Origin of the sequence: Bacillus cereus group sp. BceL291, assembly GCF_051776705.1 — a bacterium.
In the GTDB taxonomy this organism is placed as follows: Bacteria; Bacillota; Bacilli; order Bacillales; family Bacillaceae_G; genus Bacillus_A; species Bacillus_A cereus.
On the sequence record NZ_JBPWAP010000043.1, the window covers coordinates 28715 to 46365 of the forward strand.

A 17651-nucleotide genomic window follows, 5' to 3' on the forward strand; every position below is an offset into this window, starting at 1 on the left:
ATCACTTTTACTTCGGTAAAGGTGATTTTTTCTTTTTATAAAGGGAATTAATACAGTCTTTCATTTCTTTCTGTTTCTCATTTCGTTTATAATATAAAGTAAGAATGTAGTAAAGAAAGGGGGATGTCGGAAAGTGGTATATTTAAACGACAAACTCAGCGAAACAAAAGTGTTTAAAGACCCAGTACATAAATATGTGCACGTGCGTGATCGTGTTATTTGGGATTTAATCGGAACGAAAGAATTTCAACGCTTGCGCCGTATTAAGCAGCTTGGAACGACATTTTTTACATTTCACGGTGCAGAGCATAGTCGCTTTACTCATTCGTTAGGTGTATACGAAATTATTCGTCGTATGATTGATGATGTGTTTGATGGCAGACCAAATTGGAATGCTGAAGATAGATTGTTATGTTTATGTGCGGCATTACTTCATGATGTCGGTCACGGCCCATTTTCTCACTCGTTTGAAAAAGTATTTTCATTAGATCATGAGAAATTTACGCAAAAGATTATCGTAGGCGATACGGAGATTAATGATGTATTAAGTCGTGTTGATAAGGAGTTTCCACAAAAGGTAGCAGATGTAATTGCAAAAACATCTACTAATAAATTAGCGATTAGTATGATTTCGAGCCAAATTGATGCGGATCGTATGGATTATTTATTAAGAGATGCTTATTTTACAGGCGTAAAGTACGGAAACTTCGATATGGAACGTATACTGCGTGTAATGCGTCCGTATGGGAATCAAGTAGTCATTAAAAATAGTGGTATGCATGCTGTTGAGCATTACATTATGAGTCGTTATCAAATGTATTGGCAAGTATATTTCCACCCGGTAACGCGAAGTGCAGAAGTTATTTTAACGAAGATTTTACACCGTGCGAAATCACTGCACGAGAAGTATTATACATTTAAAAATCATCCTGTTCATTTCTATTCTTTATTTGAAGAAGAAGTAACAGTAGAGGATTATTTAAAGTTAGACGAGAACGTTATGTATTACTACTTCCAAGTATGGCAGGAAGAAGAAGATCCAATTTTAAGCGATTTATGCCGCCGTTTTATGAATCGAAATCTATTTAAATATGTAGAGTTTACAGATAAACACGGTTTAGATAATTGGATGGAGTTAAGTAGTTTATTTAAAAAGATTGGACTTGATCCAGAGTATTATTTAGTAGTTGATTCAACATCAGACTTACCGTATGACTTTTATCGTGCAGGAGAAGAAGAAGAGCGTCTACCAATCCTACTTCTTATGCCAAACGGAGAGCTTAGAGAGCTTTCACGTGAGTCGGATATTGTTGAGGCGATTACAGGTAAGAAAAGAACAGATCAAAAGCCATTCTATCCGCATGATTTAATCTATGAAGATGGAAGAAAAGGAAAATATAAAGAGAGAATTATTGAGTTGTTAGAAGGAAAGAAATAAGAAGCAGCTAATGACTGCTTCTTATGAAAAAACTTGAAATTATTTGTCGCTTAAGCGTTTTCCGCCAACTGCATAATGGTTTTTAGACATTTCTTCGATGAAAACAACGATGTTTTCTTCAGGAGCACCAGTTGTTTCGCTTACTGCTGCTGTTACTTTCTCAGCAAGAGCTTTCTTTTGTTCTTCTGTGCGTCCTTCTAGCATTTTCACTGTTACGTATGGCATGTACAATCGCTCCTTTTATGTAAGTTACACTCTTATTATAGCGGATTATGGGGAAGAACAATCGAAAAAACAAATAATTTCTTTTTTTGACATATGGAAGAGGAGATGAAGCATGGATCAGTTATTTAGATACCCGTTGCACCAAATTCCTTTGGTAGCAATGGCCATTATTATCGCATTATCAGTTCATGAATTTGCACATGCATATGTAGCATATAAATTTGGAGACGATACAGCAAAGAGACAAGGCCGTTTAACGTTATCACCGATGGCACACTTAGATCCTATAGGTTTGATTGCAGTATTAATTCTTGGATTCGGTTGGGCAAGACCGGTTCCTGTTAACCCATATAACTTTAAAAGACCGCGTCTTGCAGGTATATTAGTTTCAATTGCAGGGCCGATTAGTAACTTAATTTTAAGCGCAATTGGTTTAATTATTTGGTATAGCTTATTAAAATTTGGTGTATTATACTCAATTCCATCTGCAGTAGCAGATACGTTAGCTCAATTTTTCCAGATTTTTATTATGCTGAATATCGTTTTACTTGTCTTTAATTTATTACCGATACCGCCACTTGATGGGTATCGCGTAGTGGAAGATTTAGCACCAGCAAATATTCGCGCGAAAATGACACAGTATGAAAAATACGGGGCAATTGCGTTATTAATTCTTGTTATTACACCGCTTAGTAATTACACAATTCAGCCTATTTTTAATGTTGTTATTCCGTATGTATTAATATTTTTACAGAATATCATTGCGCCTATTTTCGGCCTTTAAACGAGGAGGAACTTACATATGACAGAGAAAAAGAAAAAAATCGGTTTTAATATCGTGAAAAATGATTCAACAGATGGACATGGTGGATTTGGTGTTGGGGCATTAAGCTTAGAAAACATTTCACCTGTATTTGTTGATGTACTAGAGAGAACTGCATTCGTTGATATTGGTGCGATGCACGCGCGTAGTACAGTAGAAAAAGGTATTAAGTTTTTAACAAATAAAGATGAAGTTCCAAACGGAAAACCATTTTGGCTTGTTTGGGTAACGATTGAAAGAACTGCGACAGGTGCGTATTATGCAGGTGTAACAGCTTGTGAAATGACAGTAGACCGTGAAATTCGCCGCGGATATAAATCACTTCCAGAGCACGTAAATAAAATGGATAAATCATTGAAGCGTCACATTATGGTTGACCATATGGATGAATCATCTAAAAAGGTACTTGGTACGTTCTTGAAAGAACATAATGAAGCGATTTGGAACGAATCTAGTGAAGAATTGCGCCGTGCATTATTAAGTGAATAAAAAATAGCTGACGGATGCCCGTCAGCTATTTTTTTTACCAAGGAAGATATTTTTTCCACCAACTTGTTTTTTTCTTTTCTTCAGTCGTTTTTTCAAATTCTTCTTTATCATCGACGTGATCCATACAATATTCAGTCGGTTCGGTACCTTTAGCGAAATACATTTTCACAGAAATAGGACAATTTTTTGTAGCAATTTTACCGTTCTCTGGATTGATATTAACCGCTACGACGTCACTTGGTTGTTTAAATTCTTTTTTTGGTTGTCCCTCTAACCCTTTCTCCATCGTATCAGTCCATATTTTCTTCGCATATCCTTGTTCTGCTACGTTTGAAATAGATTTAGGTTGATCATATCCGACCCACACACCAGTTACGATTTGCGGAGTAAATCCGATCATCCAACTATCCGTTTCAGTAGAACCAGATTTGCCGGCATATGTTCTTGATAGTTTGGATAACATCGATTGACCAGTTACAGCAGCATAGCTGCTTAGTTTCTTATTAAACATACCAGTCATCATTTCTTCCATTACAAACGCTTTGCTCTTGTCGAGAACTTGTTTACTCTCTAAATGAGCATCGTATAATATATTTCCTTCATGATCCATAATGCGGCGAATGAAAGTAGGTTTTACTTCTTTGCCACCATTTGCGAACATGCTATAAGCGTTAACCATTTCAATTGGTTTTACTGGTGATGTACCAAGAGCTAGAGAAGGCACATCTTTTAATGCACTTTTAATTCCAAATTGTTTCGCTGTTTTTGCAAGCGCGTCATCGCCTAAAAACAAATTCGTTTTCACAGCATATATGTTATCAGAGACTGCGAGAGCTTGTGCCATCGTTACGAAATCATCTGCATAATAATCTTTATAGTTCTTCGGTTTATACTTTGAAACGCCGTCACCTAAGGTGAATACAGTATATTCGCTTTTTAAGCGCGTAGCAGGCGTGAATCCTCGTTCTAATGCCGCATAATATAGAAATGGCTTAAATGTAGAACCAGGCTGACGAATGGCTTGTGTAGCCCTGTTAAATTGACTCGTAGTATAATCAGTTCCACCAACAAGAGCAGCCACTTCACCTGTCTTTGGATTCATAGAGACGAGAGCAGTTTGTATGTTTGTTGTGTCAGGTATGTGATCTTTTACAGCTTGTTCTGCTACAGCTTGTAGTTTAGGGTCTAGCGTTGTATAAATTCGCAAGCCACCCCGTTGTAAAGCTTGTTCGTCTAATCCAACATCACGAAGGAGCGAAGCTTGTACAGCATCTTGGAAATATGGTGCGACCTCTGCTACTTTTTTCGTATCTAATGAGGCAAAAGTTAGTGGCTCTTTCTTCGCTAAGGCTGCTTGTTGCTTCGTAATATATCCTTGTTCTACCATTTCATCTAATATGAGAGCTTGTCGTCCTTTCGCACGATCCTCTTTCAAAAAGGGAGAATAGACACTTGGCCCTTTCGGGATACCTGCGAGCATACTAGCTTCTGCTAATGTTAACTCTTTTGCCGTTTTATCGAAATATAGACGGGATGCAGCTTCGATGCCATAAGCGCCATGTCCGTAATAAATTGTATTTAAATATCCTTCTAAAATATGATTTTTATTATAATTCACCTCAAGGCGAATTGTGTACATTGCTTCTAATAGTTTACGTTTCCACGTTTTATCATGATCTAAGTAAAGGTTACGAGCATACTGTTGTGTAATCGTACTAGCACCTTGGACTTTTGCCATCGCTTTTAAATCGGCAACAATGGCACCAGCAATACGTTTCATATCAAAGCCATGATGTTTGTAGAATCGTTGATCTTCAATAGATAGTGTCGCCTCTTTTACATAAGGTGAAATTTCATTAAGAGATACATTGTAACGTTTTTGCATTTCATTACTTTGTCCTATAACAGTGTCATCATTTGCGTAAAAGACGCTTGTTTGCGGGACCGCAACAGGAGGAGGTCCCATAATTTTTGCAACTATAATAATAATAAAAAAAGAAAAAACGAAGAAAAGGACGCAAGAAAACATTGCGGTGAAGAAAAGACGTTTATATTTTTTAAGTTTTGGATTCATAGTTTGATCCATCTTTTTTCAGCCCCTCATTAATACAAGCGTTATTGTATTAGTATTGAGGGTTTTCATTTATTTTAAACAATGAAATTTCGAAAATAAAAAAGCCCCTTCCATTAAGAAAGGAGCTCAAAGGCACGTGCTGGCCAATCAGTAATGATGACATCTACACCATAATCAATCATAGTTTGTAAATCTTTGTATTCATTAATTGTATATGGACGGAAAACATACCCTTGCTCTTGTGCTAACTGCACAAATTCTTTCGTTAATAACTGGAAGTTTGGATGTAATCCATTTGCTTCTCTATGTTTTGCTTCGGCAATTGGATCAGAAAGTGGTGTATCATATAAAATTGCTCTTGGGATTTCAGGAGCAATTTCTGCTAATAATGAAACAGAGTCATGGTTAAATGATGAAAATACAATTTGATTAGAAAGATGATATTCACGCACAAGTGCAACAGCTTTTTCCTCAATATTTGGGTAATGAATAACATCTGTCTTTAATTCAATATTTAGTTGTAAGTTCGTTGTGGAAAGCCAAATGAAAACCTCACGCAACGTTGGGATTTTTGCTTCATGGAAAGAAGGGTCTTTATAGCTACCAGCGTCCAATGATTGTAGTTCCTCTACCGTTTTTTCCGAAACAAGTCCAACGCCATTTGTTGTACGATCGACGGTTTCATCGTGAATTACGACAAGTTCACCATCTTTTGATAAGTGGACATCGAGTTCAATTCCGTGAGCGCCAATGCGTTCTGCTTCTTGGAAGGCAATCATCGTATTTTCGGGATGTGTTCCTTTTACTCCGCGGTGAGCGAAAATAAGTGGTTTACTCATGTGAAATTCTCCTTATTATCTCTTTTCTTTCATTATGAAACTGCTTTAGGGAAAATACAATTGAATATGACAAACATTTACAAAAGTCTAACAGTTGCACAAAAGTTAACGTTAACGTAAAATGTAATAATCAAGTGAAGGGAGGAATAAACATGTATAAAATTGATGAAGTAACAAAGCAAGTTGGTTTGACAAAACGTACACTTCGTTATTATGAGGAAATTGGTTTAATTCATCCCCCTGAACGTAGTGAGGGGAACATTCGCCTGTATACAGACGGGGATATCGCCAGAATTAAAAAAATTGTGGAAGCGAAAGAAGTGTTAGGAATTACGCTTCAAGAGATGCAGCATTTTTTATCGTTAAAAGAAAGAATGGAGCAAAGAAGAAATAGCGAAAACCCTCGTGATCGTGAAGTGATTCAAGAAATTAAAGATATGCTTGAAAAACAAGTGGAAACGCTAGACGAAAAAATGGAGCAAATGCAACGTGTAAAGGCAGAACTAGAAGATAGTTTACATCGTGCAGTAACATTTTTAGAGAACACAAAAGGAGAGTAATCAAAATGGAGAGCAAACAAAAACTAGGGAGATTGATTACAGTGGTGGCTACCTTCCTTGCCTTTTCGGGTATAGGGGTAGTTGACCCAATTTTGCCAATTATTGCTGAGAAAATCGGTGCAACGCATTGGCAAGTTGAAATGTTATTTACCGCTTATATTTTAACGATGGCAATCATGATGTTACCAGCTGGTATATTTGCATCGAGATTTGGTGATAAACGGATGATGACAATCGGTCTTGCGATTGTGACTGTATTTGCGTTTATATGCGGTATATCGCAAACGATTGCTCAATTATCTCTTTTCCGCGCTGGATGGGGATTAGGAAATGCGATGTTTTTTGCTACAGCAATGACGCTATTAATAGCATTAAGTAAAGAAGTTCATGAAGCAGTAGGATTATACGAAGCAGCTATCGGTTTAGGCATGGCTGGCGGACCATTATTAGGCGGGATATTAGGTGGTCATTCTTGGCGTTATCCGTTTTTCGCGACAAGTATTTTAATTTTCTTAGCATTTATTTTAGTATTCTTTTTTGTAAAAGAACCGGAGCGAAAAGTGAAGCGTAAGGCTGCTGGGGTAGGGGAATTACTTAACCTGGTGAAGTATAAACCGTTTATGCAAGGTGCGATTTCAGGAATGTTATACTACTACGGATTTTTCGTTGTGTTAGCATATTCACCACTTATTATGCATTTATCAGCTATTCAATTAGGCTTTGTATTTTGCGGATGGGGGCTCGCGTTAGCTTACGGTTCTGCAATTTTAGCACATAAGCTAGAAGGGAAATATGAACCAAAAACATTATTAAAGGGTAGTTTACTCGTATTTGCGATTTTCTTAATTGCACTATTCTTTGTGAAAATTATGTGGTTACAAATTACTCTTATCGTTTTATCAGGATTGGCATCTGGCTTAAACAATGCATTATATACAAGTTATGTAATGGATATTTCACCTTATGAAAGATCTGTTACGTCAGGTGTTTATAACTTTGTTCGTTGGTTAGGTGGTGCGATTGCTCCAATTTTATCAGGAATTATCGGTCATACTGTTTCACCACAAAGTCCGTTTTTAGTAGGTGGAATTGTTGTGTTAGTTGGTTGTATTATGATCCTAATTCCAATTCGTAAACCAGTAGAAATAGAGACAAAAGCCCTTTCTTAAGAAAGGGTTTTCTTTCCTTTTACGGTGCAAACCCTTTCCGCACATATGTTAGAACCCTCTGACTAAAATATATTTTCGGTATTTTTGTACTTTTAACTATACATTTTGGATGTTTTGTTTTATTTTTGTTAGGGGACATTAATGATGTCCCTATTATAAATTTGCATTGAAAGGCGTGATTGTACGATGGAACTATGGTTCACTGAAAAACAAACAAAACATTTTGGGATTACGGCGCGTATTAACCGCACATTACATACGGAGCAAACAGAATTCCAAAAACTTGATATGGTCGAAACGGAAGAGTTCGGAAACATGCTTATTTTAGATGGCATGGTTATGACAACAGAAAAAGATGAGTTCGTTTATCACGAAATGGTAGCACACGTACCCTTATTTACACATCCAAACCCTGAAAACGTATTAGTTGTTGGTGGCGGTGATGGTGGTGTTATTCGTGAAGTGTTAAAACACCCAAGTGTAAAGAAAGCAACTCTTGTTGAAATCGATGGAAAAGTAATTGAGTACTCTAAACAATACTTACCATCAATTGCAGGCGCATTAGATAATGAGCGTGTAGAAGTAAAAGTAGGAGACGGTTTCCTACATATCGCAGAAAGCGAAAATGAATACGATGTAATTATGGTAGATTCTACTGAGCCAGTAGGACCAGCAGTAAACCTATTTACAAAAGGCTTCTACGCTGGAATTTCAAAAGCGTTAAAAGAAGATGGTATTTTCGTTGCACAAACGGACAACCCTTGGTTTACACCAGAACTAATTACAACTGTGTTTAAAGACGTAAAAGAGATCTTCCCAATTACTCGTTTATACACAGCAAACATTCCAACTTACCCAAGTGGTCTTTGGACGTTCACAATTGGATCTAAAAAACATGATCCATTAGAAGTAAGTGAAGAGCGTTTCCACGAAATCGAAACGAAATACTACACAAAAGAATTACACAATGCAGCATTCGCATTACCGAAATTTGTTGGCGATTTAATTAAGTAAGAGAATTGTATCAAATAAATAAAGTGTAAGTAGCTCATTTAAGGTGTTTGTCCAGAAGACTTGAACATGCTAGCTACTTACACTCCTGTAAAGAAAATCTTCTTCTTGTTGTTAAAAAGAAGACCCGGTAAATCGAGAAAGAGGAGCAATTCGCTCCAAATTTGAGAAATAGTGAAAGGTTGGGATACCTTAAGTTCCACATAAGGAGGAAAAGAATATGCGTTTTGATGAAGCTTATTCAGGTAAAGTATTTATTAAAAGTCATCCAAGTTTTGAAGAGTCAAAGGTAGTTATTTATGGGATGCCTATGGATTGGACAGTAAGTTACCGTCCGGGATCTCGTTTTGGCCCTGCACGTATTCGTGAAGTATCAATCGGTCTTGAAGAATATAGCCCGTATTTAGATCGTGAACTAGAAGAGGTAAAATATTTTGATGCGGGTGATATCCCATTACCATTCGGAAACGCACAACGCAGCTTAGACATGATTGAAGAGTATGTATCAAAACTTTTAGATGCCGATAAGTTTCCACTAGGTCTCGGCGGTGAGCACCTAGTGTCTTGGCCAATTTTTAAGGCAATGGCAAAAAAATATCCGGATTTAGCAATCATCCACATGGATGCTCATACTGATTTACGTGAATCGTATGAAGGGGAGCCTTTATCCCACTCTACACCAATTCGTAAAGTGTGTGATTTAATTGGTCCGGAAAACGTATATTCTTTCGGAATTCGTTCTGGAATGAAGGAAGAATTTGAATGGGCGAAAGAAGTAGGTATGAACTTATACAAATTTGACGTATTAGAACCGTTAAAAGAAGTATTACCGAAACTTGCTGGCCGCCCAGTCTATGTCACAATCGACATTGATGTATTAGACCCAGCTCACGCTCCAGGAACAGGAACGTTAGAAGCTGGCGGTATCACATCTAAAGAATTATTAGATTCCATCGTAGCAATTGCAAATTCAAATATAAATGTAGTTGGAGCAGACTTAGTAGAAGTAGCTCCAGTCTACGACCATAGTGATCAAACACCAGTCGCAGCAAGCAAATTCGTGCGGGAAATGCTGCTCGGTTGGGTGAAATAAAAGCGGAAGCCGACTGTTTAGACCCGGTGACTAAGGTTCTTAGACGCAAGGGTCTAGGAGGCGTAACTGGATAGTAATAAAAGCGGAGGCAGCTCGCTCAGAATCGCAGGTCATTGGAACGCTCGACCGAGAAGTACTTTTAGCGTAGGCCGAGAGTGTGAAATGGCTGGAGATTCTAGCCGCTGCAGCTAGATAAAGTAAGAGCCCTCTATATGATTAGAGGGCTCTTATTTTGTCGTTATGTGTCGGTAAGTCGATATATTAAAAAAATCGCTGATATAATTCGAGTTGCGCCGATATATTAAAAAAATCGCTGATATAATTCGAGTTGCGCCGATATATTAAAAAAATCGCTGATATAATTCGAGTTGCGCCGATATATTAAAAAAATCGCCGATATAATTCGAGTTGCGCTGATATATTAAAAAAACCGCCGATATAATTTCATTTACCGTTACGCAACACAAAAAAAAGCTATTCTCAAACGATGGGAATAGCTCTTTTTCTTATGCAACCTTCTCTTCCGAAGTAACTCCGCGAATTTCATCAGCAGAGCGGATTGGATATTTACGGAACACAATAGATCCAATGTATCCGACAATAGTGGTAACGATTCCACATAGTACGGCAGCGATCGTTACTTTTATAACGTCATTAAATCCGAATAGGACAAGAAGACCTGGAATTGGTGATGCTGTTCCTGGTGCATTATTAACAAGTTGGAATAGCGATGTAATAATACCGGCAAGTGCACCGCCAACGAAATTTGTCATATAGATAGGAATTGGATTTGCTGAGACAATATCGGCTTGTGTTAAAGGCTCGATTGCTACAGCAATTGTATCTTTCTTTGAACAAATTTTTAATCGTTTAAAGAAAATAAAGTTCATCGGGGCTGAGGCCGCAACGGCAAGACTACCAATTGCCATAGGTAAACCTGTTAATCCAAGCATTGCAGTTAGTGCCATAGAACTTAGTGGAGAGGTAGAAATAACTGTTATTAATCCACCAAGCATAATACCCATAATGATAGGACTTTCTGTAGTTGCAACTGAAATCATAGAACCGATTTTACCGAGTGTTGCGTTAACAAGCGGATCCATAAGCATTGCCATTCCGCGTGAGATTGGTGCAGCGATAAATAGGATTGCTAAAAATTCCACGCCAGCTGGTAATTTCTTTTCGAGAAATTTCACGACGAAAGCACAAACGTATCCAGCGAAAAATCCTGGTAAAATACCGAATCCACTAGTAGCGATACCAATTAAAACAGCGTATACGGGGGAAACACCGATTGCTAATGCGACTAAAATCGCTGCTGCGACACCGCTCATACTACCGGAAGCTTCTCCTACTGATTGTAAAAAGTCATTATGAAACATTTCTCCACCTATATAACGGTGAAATGCTTCAATAAGAAAACTTGCGATTGCTGCATTAGCTAAAGCACCCATCGCCTTCATTCCATAAGGCGCACGGTAACTAAAAAGTGTAAATAGACAAAGTACAACAAGTAATAGTGCTAAACCTTGCAAGATAGCCATTTGAAAACTGTCTCCTTTGATTTTTGTAATAAAAATTCGTATCATTCAATAATAATATAAAAGTGTATGAAACGGAAAAATTTTTTCTTGGGAACTTGCTGTAAGAAAAAATCCCTTACAATAATGTAAGGAAAGTGTAAGACTTTTAGATAGAGTATAGTATGCTCTTTTCCGTATAATACAAGTATAGATATAATACTAGTGAGAAAGAAGTGCAAACAGGAGGTTCATGTATGAAATTGGTAATTAAAGTTTTAGCTATATTCGCCATTATTCTAGGTGGAACAGCGTATTATTTGAACACAAAAACAGAAGGTGTACATGCTTTTGTAGACAACTTCTTTTCAAATAAAGAAATACAAGATTATTATGCGGTTATAGGTAAAGGTGAGAAAAAAGACGGAGAATACTTGTATACTTTTAAAGGGTATACAGAAGACGGAAAGTTACAGATCATTAAAAGAATGATGAACCGTGAATTGCATACGGGGGCGTTTATAAAAATTTATGCAAAAGGTATGCAAGGAAAAGGATGGGCTGAAATCCCGAAAGAATCTATTCCACAAAAAGCGTTGGAAAAAATAGAAAAACCATAAAAGGAGCGACTCATTCGCTCCTTTTTAGTGCGTTAAAATAGTGATAGATGTTTTTTCCTTGTTAGAAATAATTTTTGCACGTCTACCAATTGGGAAAGTGAAAATCGGGGTTGTATGCCCGAAACTTGCGTTTGCAATGATAGGAATATGTGCAAGTTCAGGTTTTGAAGCAATCATTTCTTGAATGTCTTCTATCGTACATTCTGCACCTTTTTGCATCTTTCCTATAATGATTCCCTTTATGTATTCAAAATCTTGCTGCTGCATAAGGGAATGTAAATAACGATCAAAAGTTTTAAGAGTAGATGTTCCAGTTAAACTATCTTCTTCAATAAATAAAATTTTGTCCTTTAAATTTGGCATATATGGTGTGCCTTGCAGTAAGTTAAATGTGCTCATATTGCCACCGATAATATCTCCCGTAGCTTCTCCTTCCTGAATTGAAACGTATCCTTCATTTTTAATAAATTCTCGATTTTCCTGATCTATATACCAAGAATCATCGCTCCATGTTTCAGATGGCAGGACTTCAATAGGCTCATTAGAAGTTAAGCACTTTAAAAAGTAATCGGTTGTATACTCGAGCCCTTTCTCCATTCCAAAGGAAGAGAAATGGGGTCCTGAATATGTAACGAGACCTGTTTTTGCGTAAATTGCATTATTTAAAGCAGTAATATCTGAATAACCACAGAAAAATTTCGGGTTTTTATGAATTAGATCATAATCGAGATGTTTCAATAAACCATTGGAGTTGTATCCGCCAAGTGTCGTCAAAATAGCTTTTACATTAGGGTCTCCAAATGCTTTATGGAGGTCTTGAATGCGGGAAGAAATAGAAGAGGAAGCAAATCGATCTATCTCATCGGCATATTTTGAGAATGTAACTTGAAAGCCCATGTCGGTTAATCTCTTTATAGCAAGTTTTCTATTTTCATTTGAAACAATACTTAAACTACACGATGGTGAAATCACTCGTATTTCATCACCCTTTTTTAACTTTGTTGGTATCACTATATTCACCTCTTTAATTGAAAGAATATTTAGATTTAAAAAATATTTTATCATATGAAATAAAGTAGAAGTGAATTATTTTTTGAAATGGAGTTTTCCTGATTTTTCAGCAGACAGACAGAGTCTTTTTTTGATATGATAGGAAAAGTGATTTATTATAAGTAGTATTTAATATCTATAACATTTGAAAGGTGTGCAAGACGTGGAGAAACAACTTGCAGGCTTGCCGGTACACGTTCATTTCGTAACAGAAATCCGTGAAGGGGCGAGGAAGGAAACCGTTGCTTTTGAAGCAAATGGTCAATACTATGTAAAAGGTCAAGGTACATATGTAACATTCCAGGAGCCGAACGAACAAGGCGAAGTGAAAACAATTATTAAAATTCAAGATGAACAAGTTCTCATTATGCGTTCAGGTGCTGTTTCTATGCGTCAGACGCATGTGAAAGGTGAATGGACAACTGGTACGTATACGAGTGAACTTGGTACGTTTGCATTGCAAACAAAGACTGATAACGTTCTTTTTAAATGGTCGGATGAAAAGAAAAAAGGACAACTCTTCTTAACTTACGCATTGCTTCTAAGTGAACAAGAAGCTGGCAGATATACTATTACAATTAATTTGAAGGAGGCAAAATAATGAATTCCTTAGAACAAGTAAAAGGATTGATTAAAGAAGAAATTCAGGCTGCTGTATTAAAGGCAGAATTAGCGACAGAAGAACAGATTCCAAACGTTGTATTAGAATCTCCAAAAGATAAAACAAATGGTGACTTCTCTACAAATATGGCAATGCAACTTGCACGCGTTGCGAAAAAAGCACCTCGTATGATTGCAGAAGAACTAGTTGCAAACTTCGATAAAGCAAAAGCTTCTATTGAAAAAATCGAAATCGCTGGTCCTGGTTTTATTAACTTCTATATGGATAATAGCTACTTAACAGATTTAATTCCAACAATCGTAAACGCTGGTGAAGCTTACGGTGAAACGAATACTGGTAAAGGTGAAAAAGTACAAGTTGAGTTCGTATCTGCTAATCCAACAGGTGACCTTCACTTAGGACATGCACGTGGTGCGGCAGTAGGTGACACTTTATGTAACCTATTAGCAAAAGCAGGCTACGATGTATCTCGTGAGTACTACATTAATGATGCTGGTAACCAAATTCATAACTTAGCTCTTTCTGTTGAAGCTCGTTACATGCAAGCTTTAGGCTTAGATAAAGAAATGCCAGAAGACGGTTACCATGGTGCGGATATCATTGGAATTGGTAAACGTTTAGCAGAAGAATTCGGCGATCGTTATGCGAAAGCTGATGAAAAAGAAAGCTATGAATTCTACCGTGAGTACGGTTTAAAATATGAATTAGCAAAACTTCAAAAAGACTTAGAAAGCTTCCGCGTTAAATTTGATGTATGGTTCTCAGAAACATCACTATACAAAAACGGAAAAATCGATCAAGCTCTTGCTGTATTAAAAGAGCGTGAAGAGATCTTTGAAGAAGACGGCGCAACTTGGTTCCGTTCAATGACTTACGGCGATGACAAAAATCGTGTATTAATTAAAAACGACGGTTCTTACACATACTTAACGCCAGATATCGCGTATCACCGTGATAAATTAGAGCGTGGTTTTGATAAGTTAATCAACATTTGGGGTGCTGACCACCACGGTTACATTCCTCGTATGAAGGCTGCTATTCAAGCACTTGGTTACGATAAAGACACGCTTGAAGTAGAAATCATCCAAATGGTACAACTATACCAAAATGGTGAAAAAATGAAGATGAGTAAGCGTACGGGTAAAGCAGTTACACTTCGTGAGCTTATGGAAGAAGTAGGCGTGGACGCAATGCGTTACTTCTTCGCAATGCGTAGCGGTGATTCTCATTTAGACTTCGATATGGACTTAGCTGTATCAAAATCTAATGAAAACCCAGTATACTATGCACAATATGCTCATGCTCGCGTATGCAGTATCCTTCGTCAAGGCGAAGAATTAGGATTAGCTGTAGATGGAGATGTGAACTATAAACTTGTTACTTCTGAGAAAGAAGTAGAGTTACTGAAAAAACTTGGTGAATTCCCAGCGGTAGTTGCGGATGCAGCACAAAAACGTCTACCACACCGTATTACAAACTATGTATTTGAATTAGCAGCAACATTACACAGCTTCTACAATGCAGAAAAAGTATTAAACCAAGATAACTTAGAATTAAGTAAAGCTCGTTATGAGTTAATGAAAGCAGTACGCACTACACTTCAAAATGCATTAGCAATCGTAGGAGTATCTGCACCAGAAAAAATGTAATGAAGAAAAGCGGAAGCGGCTCGTTTAGAATAGGAGGGGGATGGAGCTCCTGACAGAGAGGTGTACTTTGCCTCGGAGGAAGGCGCGAAGCCACCGAGTATTCTAGCCGCTGGAACTGGACAATAAAGAAAAGCGGAGCCGACTGTTTAGTCCCGAAGGCTAAGGTTCTTAGACAGAAGGGGCTAGGAGGCAGAGCTGGACATAAAGAAAAGCGGAAGCGGACTTTCGTTTTTAAATAAAAGGCAATCACACGATGTTGTGATTGCCTTTTTATGTGGAGATAATAAAAAAAATTTATCAAACAAAAGGGGAATTTGCGTCGTCTTATATAAATGACAGGAGGCTTATGATGGAAGAAAAGATAGAAGAATTAATTGATATATATAAGCAGCAAATATATTCCTTATGCTATAAGTTAGCGAAAACGAAAGAAGATGCGGAAGATATTTTTCAAGAGACGTGGATAAAGGTTTTTTCATCAAGGCACCAACTTTTTTTATGTGGATAATTATAAAAAGTGGATTACTACAATTTGCGTTCGTACATTTTATGACTTTTACCGCAAGAAGAAAAGATGGAAAGATCGCGTCTTAGATTTATTTCATAAAGAAGATGGTGGAGAAATAGATTTCGCAGATGATGTGAATATATCAGAAGAATTTATTCAAAAAGTGGAAGCGGAAATGATACGGGAAGTTATACAGCTATTGAATGAAAAATATAAAACCGTGCTCGTACTCTACTATTATGAACAATACTCTTATAAAGAAATGAGCGAAATATTAAATATACCGATTGGTACAGTGAAATATCGCCTTAATTATGCGAAGAAGCAAATGCGAGAACATTTGGAGGGGTTCGTTTATGACAGAAGATAAATTTGAACAGAAGGTAAAGAGTAGCTTAGCAGAAGAGATAACTCCAAGCGAAGAGCTAATAAATAACACGAAGCAGGGCGTGCGAAAGGCTCAGAAGTTAGAGAGGAAATGGATGATTTGTATTCACACCATTTGGATTGTTTTGTTAACAATTGTTATAGAACAATTTGTCACACATTTGGATTATAAAATTCCTATGTTGATAGCCATTGTGATTATGATGCATGTATACATTCCGATATATGTTGTAATACAGTCATTTTTAAAGAAGGAGTATAGATTACATGAAAGAGTTCGCTAATCCGTTTGTACTATTTGAAGTAGCTGGAGTGACGATGTTTTTAGCTTTTATAGCACTTTTAATATGTGTTGCATCATGGGTATATACAGATGCTAAAGCACATCAAATGAGCAAAGGATGGAGTATTTTAGCAGTTATATTGCCATTCTTTATTGGGTTTTTATTATATATGGTAAGAAGAAGTAAAAAGAAGGTTGAAGGAGAATGTAAGGTGAATTTTGTTAAAAAACAGAAAGTAACATTAGTTGCGATATTGGCAAGCACAATGTTTGTATTACTTAGTGCTTTTACTTTTGCACAAACGTTAGATGATGCATGGAGAGCCGGGGATATATATTTAGCAAATGAGAAGCAAGGGAAAACAAGTTATGAGGCAAAATTCTCATCATGGGATATTGCCAGTAAGGATATTGAATTTCAGTATGAAAAGGATACAGAAGTGACATTTTCTTATGAGACAGATGCAAAACGAGGAAACTTATGTTTTAGTGTGTATGAAAGACAAGGAGAAGGTATAAAAGAGTTAAAGGAAATTTGTGAATCGAAAAAAGGTACTTTTACAGTTACTTTAAAAGCAAATGAAGAATATGTATTGAATATAAGCGGATTAACAGTAAAAGATGGATTTGTAAAAGTGAATTGGCAAGAGAAATAAAAGGGGCCCTATAAAGGACCTCTTTTTTATTGAATAGTATAAGTAACAGAAAAACTAACAGGACTATAGTAAACGTAAGGTGCATGAAATTGAACATACATATTTCCATCTGTTTTTGCAGTGAAAATTCGGCCGTAACCATCAGAATAACGTCCAATTAGGTTATGATTTGAGTCATAAACACTGTAACTAGGAGTTTTGCTGTTAGGATGAATTGTTAGTTCTTGTCCTTTTTGAAGGAAAATAGGTTCTTGTTCAGAACTACCTCCAGTTTGCAAAGAATAAAATTTTGTAAAGCTTTGTTCTTGAGCGGCAGCAGCGACTTTTGTTTCAGGAATAAACGCAGTAGCTCCAGTAATTCCTGCTAAAGTTAATGCACCTGCTAAAATCATTTTTTTCATAATAGAAAAAGCCTCCTTATTAGTTGTAATCAGTTTTGTTACAATTAATATTGTATACGATAATGGGTAGGATAAAATATGCTTTTATGCATATATATTTTTTCTCAATAAAAGACCACCGATAAAATTGAACTGAACCCAAAAAATTAGACAAATATATTAAGCAGCTACTAAGGATTGAACTCTGTATTGCACAGGGGACAATCCTTTTAGTTTTGTTTTAATTCTTTTGTG

General features: G+C 36.7%; 19 protein-coding genes and 1 pseudogene. 13 read left to right on the forward strand and 7 right to left on the reverse strand.

Annotated features, from left to right (window positions below):
* Window positions 1–133: 133 nt before the first annotated feature.
* Window positions 134–1438, forward strand: coding sequence for an HD domain-containing protein (locus tag ACS2CR_RS22980; RefSeq protein WP_309567882.1), 1305 nt, complete (start codon window positions 134–136; stop codon window positions 1436–1438).
* 39 nt (window positions 1439–1477) lie between these two features.
* On the opposite strand, the gene ACS2CR_RS22985 is transcribed toward ACS2CR_RS22980, so the two are convergent.
* Window positions 1478–1663, reverse strand: coding sequence for a 2-hydroxymuconate tautomerase (locus ACS2CR_RS22985; RefSeq protein WP_001147171.1), 186 nt, complete (start codon window positions 1661–1663; stop codon window positions 1478–1480).
* A 112-nt stretch (window positions 1664–1775) separates the two neighbouring features.
* Here ACS2CR_RS22985 and ACS2CR_RS22990 point away from each other — a divergent pair, with 112 nt between their 5' ends.
* Both ACS2CR_RS22990 and ACS2CR_RS22995 read left to right on the forward strand, forming a co-directional pair.
* Window positions 1776–2447, forward strand: coding sequence for a site-2 protease family protein (locus ACS2CR_RS22990; RefSeq protein ID WP_016111037.1), 672 nt, complete (start codon window positions 1776–1778; stop codon window positions 2445–2447).
* 18 nt (window positions 2448–2465) lie between these two features.
* On the forward strand, window positions 2466–2975 hold the full coding sequence (locus ACS2CR_RS22995) for a YwhD family protein (protein WP_016111036.1): 510 nt from the start codon (window positions 2466–2468) through the stop codon (window positions 2973–2975).
* A 34-nt stretch (window positions 2976–3009) separates the two neighbouring features.
* On the opposite strand, the gene ACS2CR_RS23000 is transcribed toward ACS2CR_RS22995, so the two are convergent.
* Window positions 3010–5061, reverse strand: coding sequence for a transglycosylase domain-containing protein (locus ACS2CR_RS23000; RefSeq protein ID WP_016111035.1), 2052 nt, complete (start codon window positions 5059–5061; stop codon window positions 3010–3012).
* A 101-nt stretch (window positions 5062–5162) separates the two neighbouring features.
* Entirely contained in the window at window positions 5163–5888 is a 726-nt protein-coding gene (locus ACS2CR_RS23005) for a glycerophosphodiester phosphodiesterase (RefSeq protein ID WP_000042788.1), read from the reverse strand.
* Between the two features lie 152 nt (window positions 5889–6040).
* Between ACS2CR_RS23005 and ACS2CR_RS23010 the strand changes: the two genes are divergently transcribed.
* The 4 genes from ACS2CR_RS23010 to speB all read left to right on the forward strand — a co-directional run bounded on the left by ACS2CR_RS23010 (window position 6041) and on the right by speB (window position 9721).
* Complete coding sequence (locus ACS2CR_RS23010) at window positions 6041–6448, forward strand: MerR family transcriptional regulator (RefSeq protein WP_000276578.1); 408 nt, start codon at window positions 6041–6043, stop codon at window positions 6446–6448.
* A 5-nt stretch (window positions 6449–6453) separates the two neighbouring features.
* A complete protein-coding gene (locus ACS2CR_RS23015; protein ID WP_000444233.1) occupies window positions 6454–7617 on the forward strand; it encodes an MFS transporter in 1164 nt (387 codons plus the stop codon).
* Window positions 7618–7803: 186 nt separating this feature from the next.
* Window positions 7804–8631 carry a polyamine aminopropyltransferase gene (speE, locus tag ACS2CR_RS23020; protein WP_000424696.1) on the forward strand — a complete coding sequence of 276 codons (828 nt, stop codon included), beginning with the start codon at window positions 7804–7806 and terminating at the stop codon, window positions 8629–8631.
* A gap of 217 nt (window positions 8632–8848) precedes the next feature.
* The gene (gene speB, locus ACS2CR_RS23025; RefSeq protein ID WP_001209831.1) at window positions 8849–9721 is read left to right on the forward strand and encodes an agmatinase; all 873 of its coding nucleotides are present in this window, start codon (window positions 8849–8851) and stop codon (window positions 9719–9721) included.
* Window positions 9722–10227: 506 nt separating this feature from the next.
* Here speB and ACS2CR_RS23030 read toward each other — a convergent pair.
* Window positions 10228–11265, reverse strand: a complete 1038-nt coding sequence (locus ACS2CR_RS23030) for a PTS sugar transporter subunit IIC (RefSeq protein ID WP_000996309.1) — start codon at window positions 11263–11265, stop codon at window positions 10228–10230.
* A 233-nt stretch (window positions 11266–11498) separates the two neighbouring features.
* Here ACS2CR_RS23030 and ACS2CR_RS23035 point away from each other — a divergent pair, with 233 nt between their 5' ends.
* Window positions 11499–11861 carry a YxeA family protein gene (locus ACS2CR_RS23035; RefSeq protein ID WP_153602655.1) on the forward strand — a complete coding sequence of 121 codons (363 nt, stop codon included), beginning with the start codon at window positions 11499–11501 and terminating at the stop codon, window positions 11859–11861.
* Between the two features lie 24 nt (window positions 11862–11885).
* On the opposite strand, the gene ACS2CR_RS23040 is transcribed toward ACS2CR_RS23035, so the two are convergent.
* On the reverse strand, window positions 11886–12872 hold the full coding sequence (locus ACS2CR_RS23040; RefSeq protein ID WP_309567881.1) for a S66 family peptidase: 987 nt from the start codon (window positions 12870–12872) through the stop codon (window positions 11886–11888).
* A gap of 202 nt (window positions 12873–13074) precedes the next feature.
* Between ACS2CR_RS23040 and ACS2CR_RS23045 the strand changes: the two genes are divergently transcribed.
* The 5 genes and pseudogenes from ACS2CR_RS23045 (at window position 13075) to ACS2CR_RS23065 (ending at window position 17016) form a co-directional block, all read left to right on the forward strand.
* Window positions 13075–13512 (forward strand): DUF1934 domain-containing protein, encoded by a 438-nt coding sequence (locus ACS2CR_RS23045; protein ID WP_000414867.1) that lies wholly within the window; start codon window positions 13075–13077, stop codon window positions 13510–13512.
* The gene (gene argS / locus ACS2CR_RS23050) at window positions 13512–15182 is read left to right on the forward strand and encodes an arginine--tRNA ligase (protein ID WP_153602657.1); all 1671 of its coding nucleotides are present in this window, start codon (window positions 13512–13514) and stop codon (window positions 15180–15182) included. Before ACS2CR_RS23045 ends, argS begins: the two co-directional genes overlap by 1 nt.
* A gap of 349 nt (window positions 15183–15531) precedes the next feature.
* Window positions 15532–16060, forward strand: a pseudogene (locus ACS2CR_RS23055) (RNA polymerase sigma factor).
* On the forward strand, window positions 16047–16361 hold the full coding sequence (locus ACS2CR_RS23060) for a hypothetical protein (RefSeq protein WP_000133823.1): 315 nt from the start codon (window positions 16047–16049) through the stop codon (window positions 16359–16361). The pseudogene ACS2CR_RS23055 and the gene ACS2CR_RS23060 overlap by 14 nt, the downstream one beginning before the upstream one ends.
* A complete protein-coding gene (locus ACS2CR_RS23065) occupies window positions 16345–17016 on the forward strand; it encodes a hypothetical protein (protein WP_000657191.1) in 672 nt (223 codons plus the stop codon). The genes ACS2CR_RS23060 and ACS2CR_RS23065 overlap by 17 nt, the downstream gene beginning before the upstream one ends.
* 26 nt (window positions 17017–17042) lie before the next feature.
* Here the strand turns inward: ACS2CR_RS23065 and ACS2CR_RS23070 are convergent, their stop codons facing one another.
* Together ACS2CR_RS23070 and ACS2CR_RS23075 are read right to left on the reverse strand one after the other, a co-directional pair.
* A complete protein-coding gene (locus tag ACS2CR_RS23070) occupies window positions 17043–17417 on the reverse strand; it encodes a hypothetical protein (RefSeq protein WP_000738221.1) in 375 nt (124 codons plus the stop codon).
* Between the two features lie 159 nt (window positions 17418–17576).
* A partial coding sequence (locus tag ACS2CR_RS23075; protein WP_139784074.1) for an IS3 family transposase occupies window positions 17577–17651 on the reverse strand: 75 nt, incomplete at its 5' end.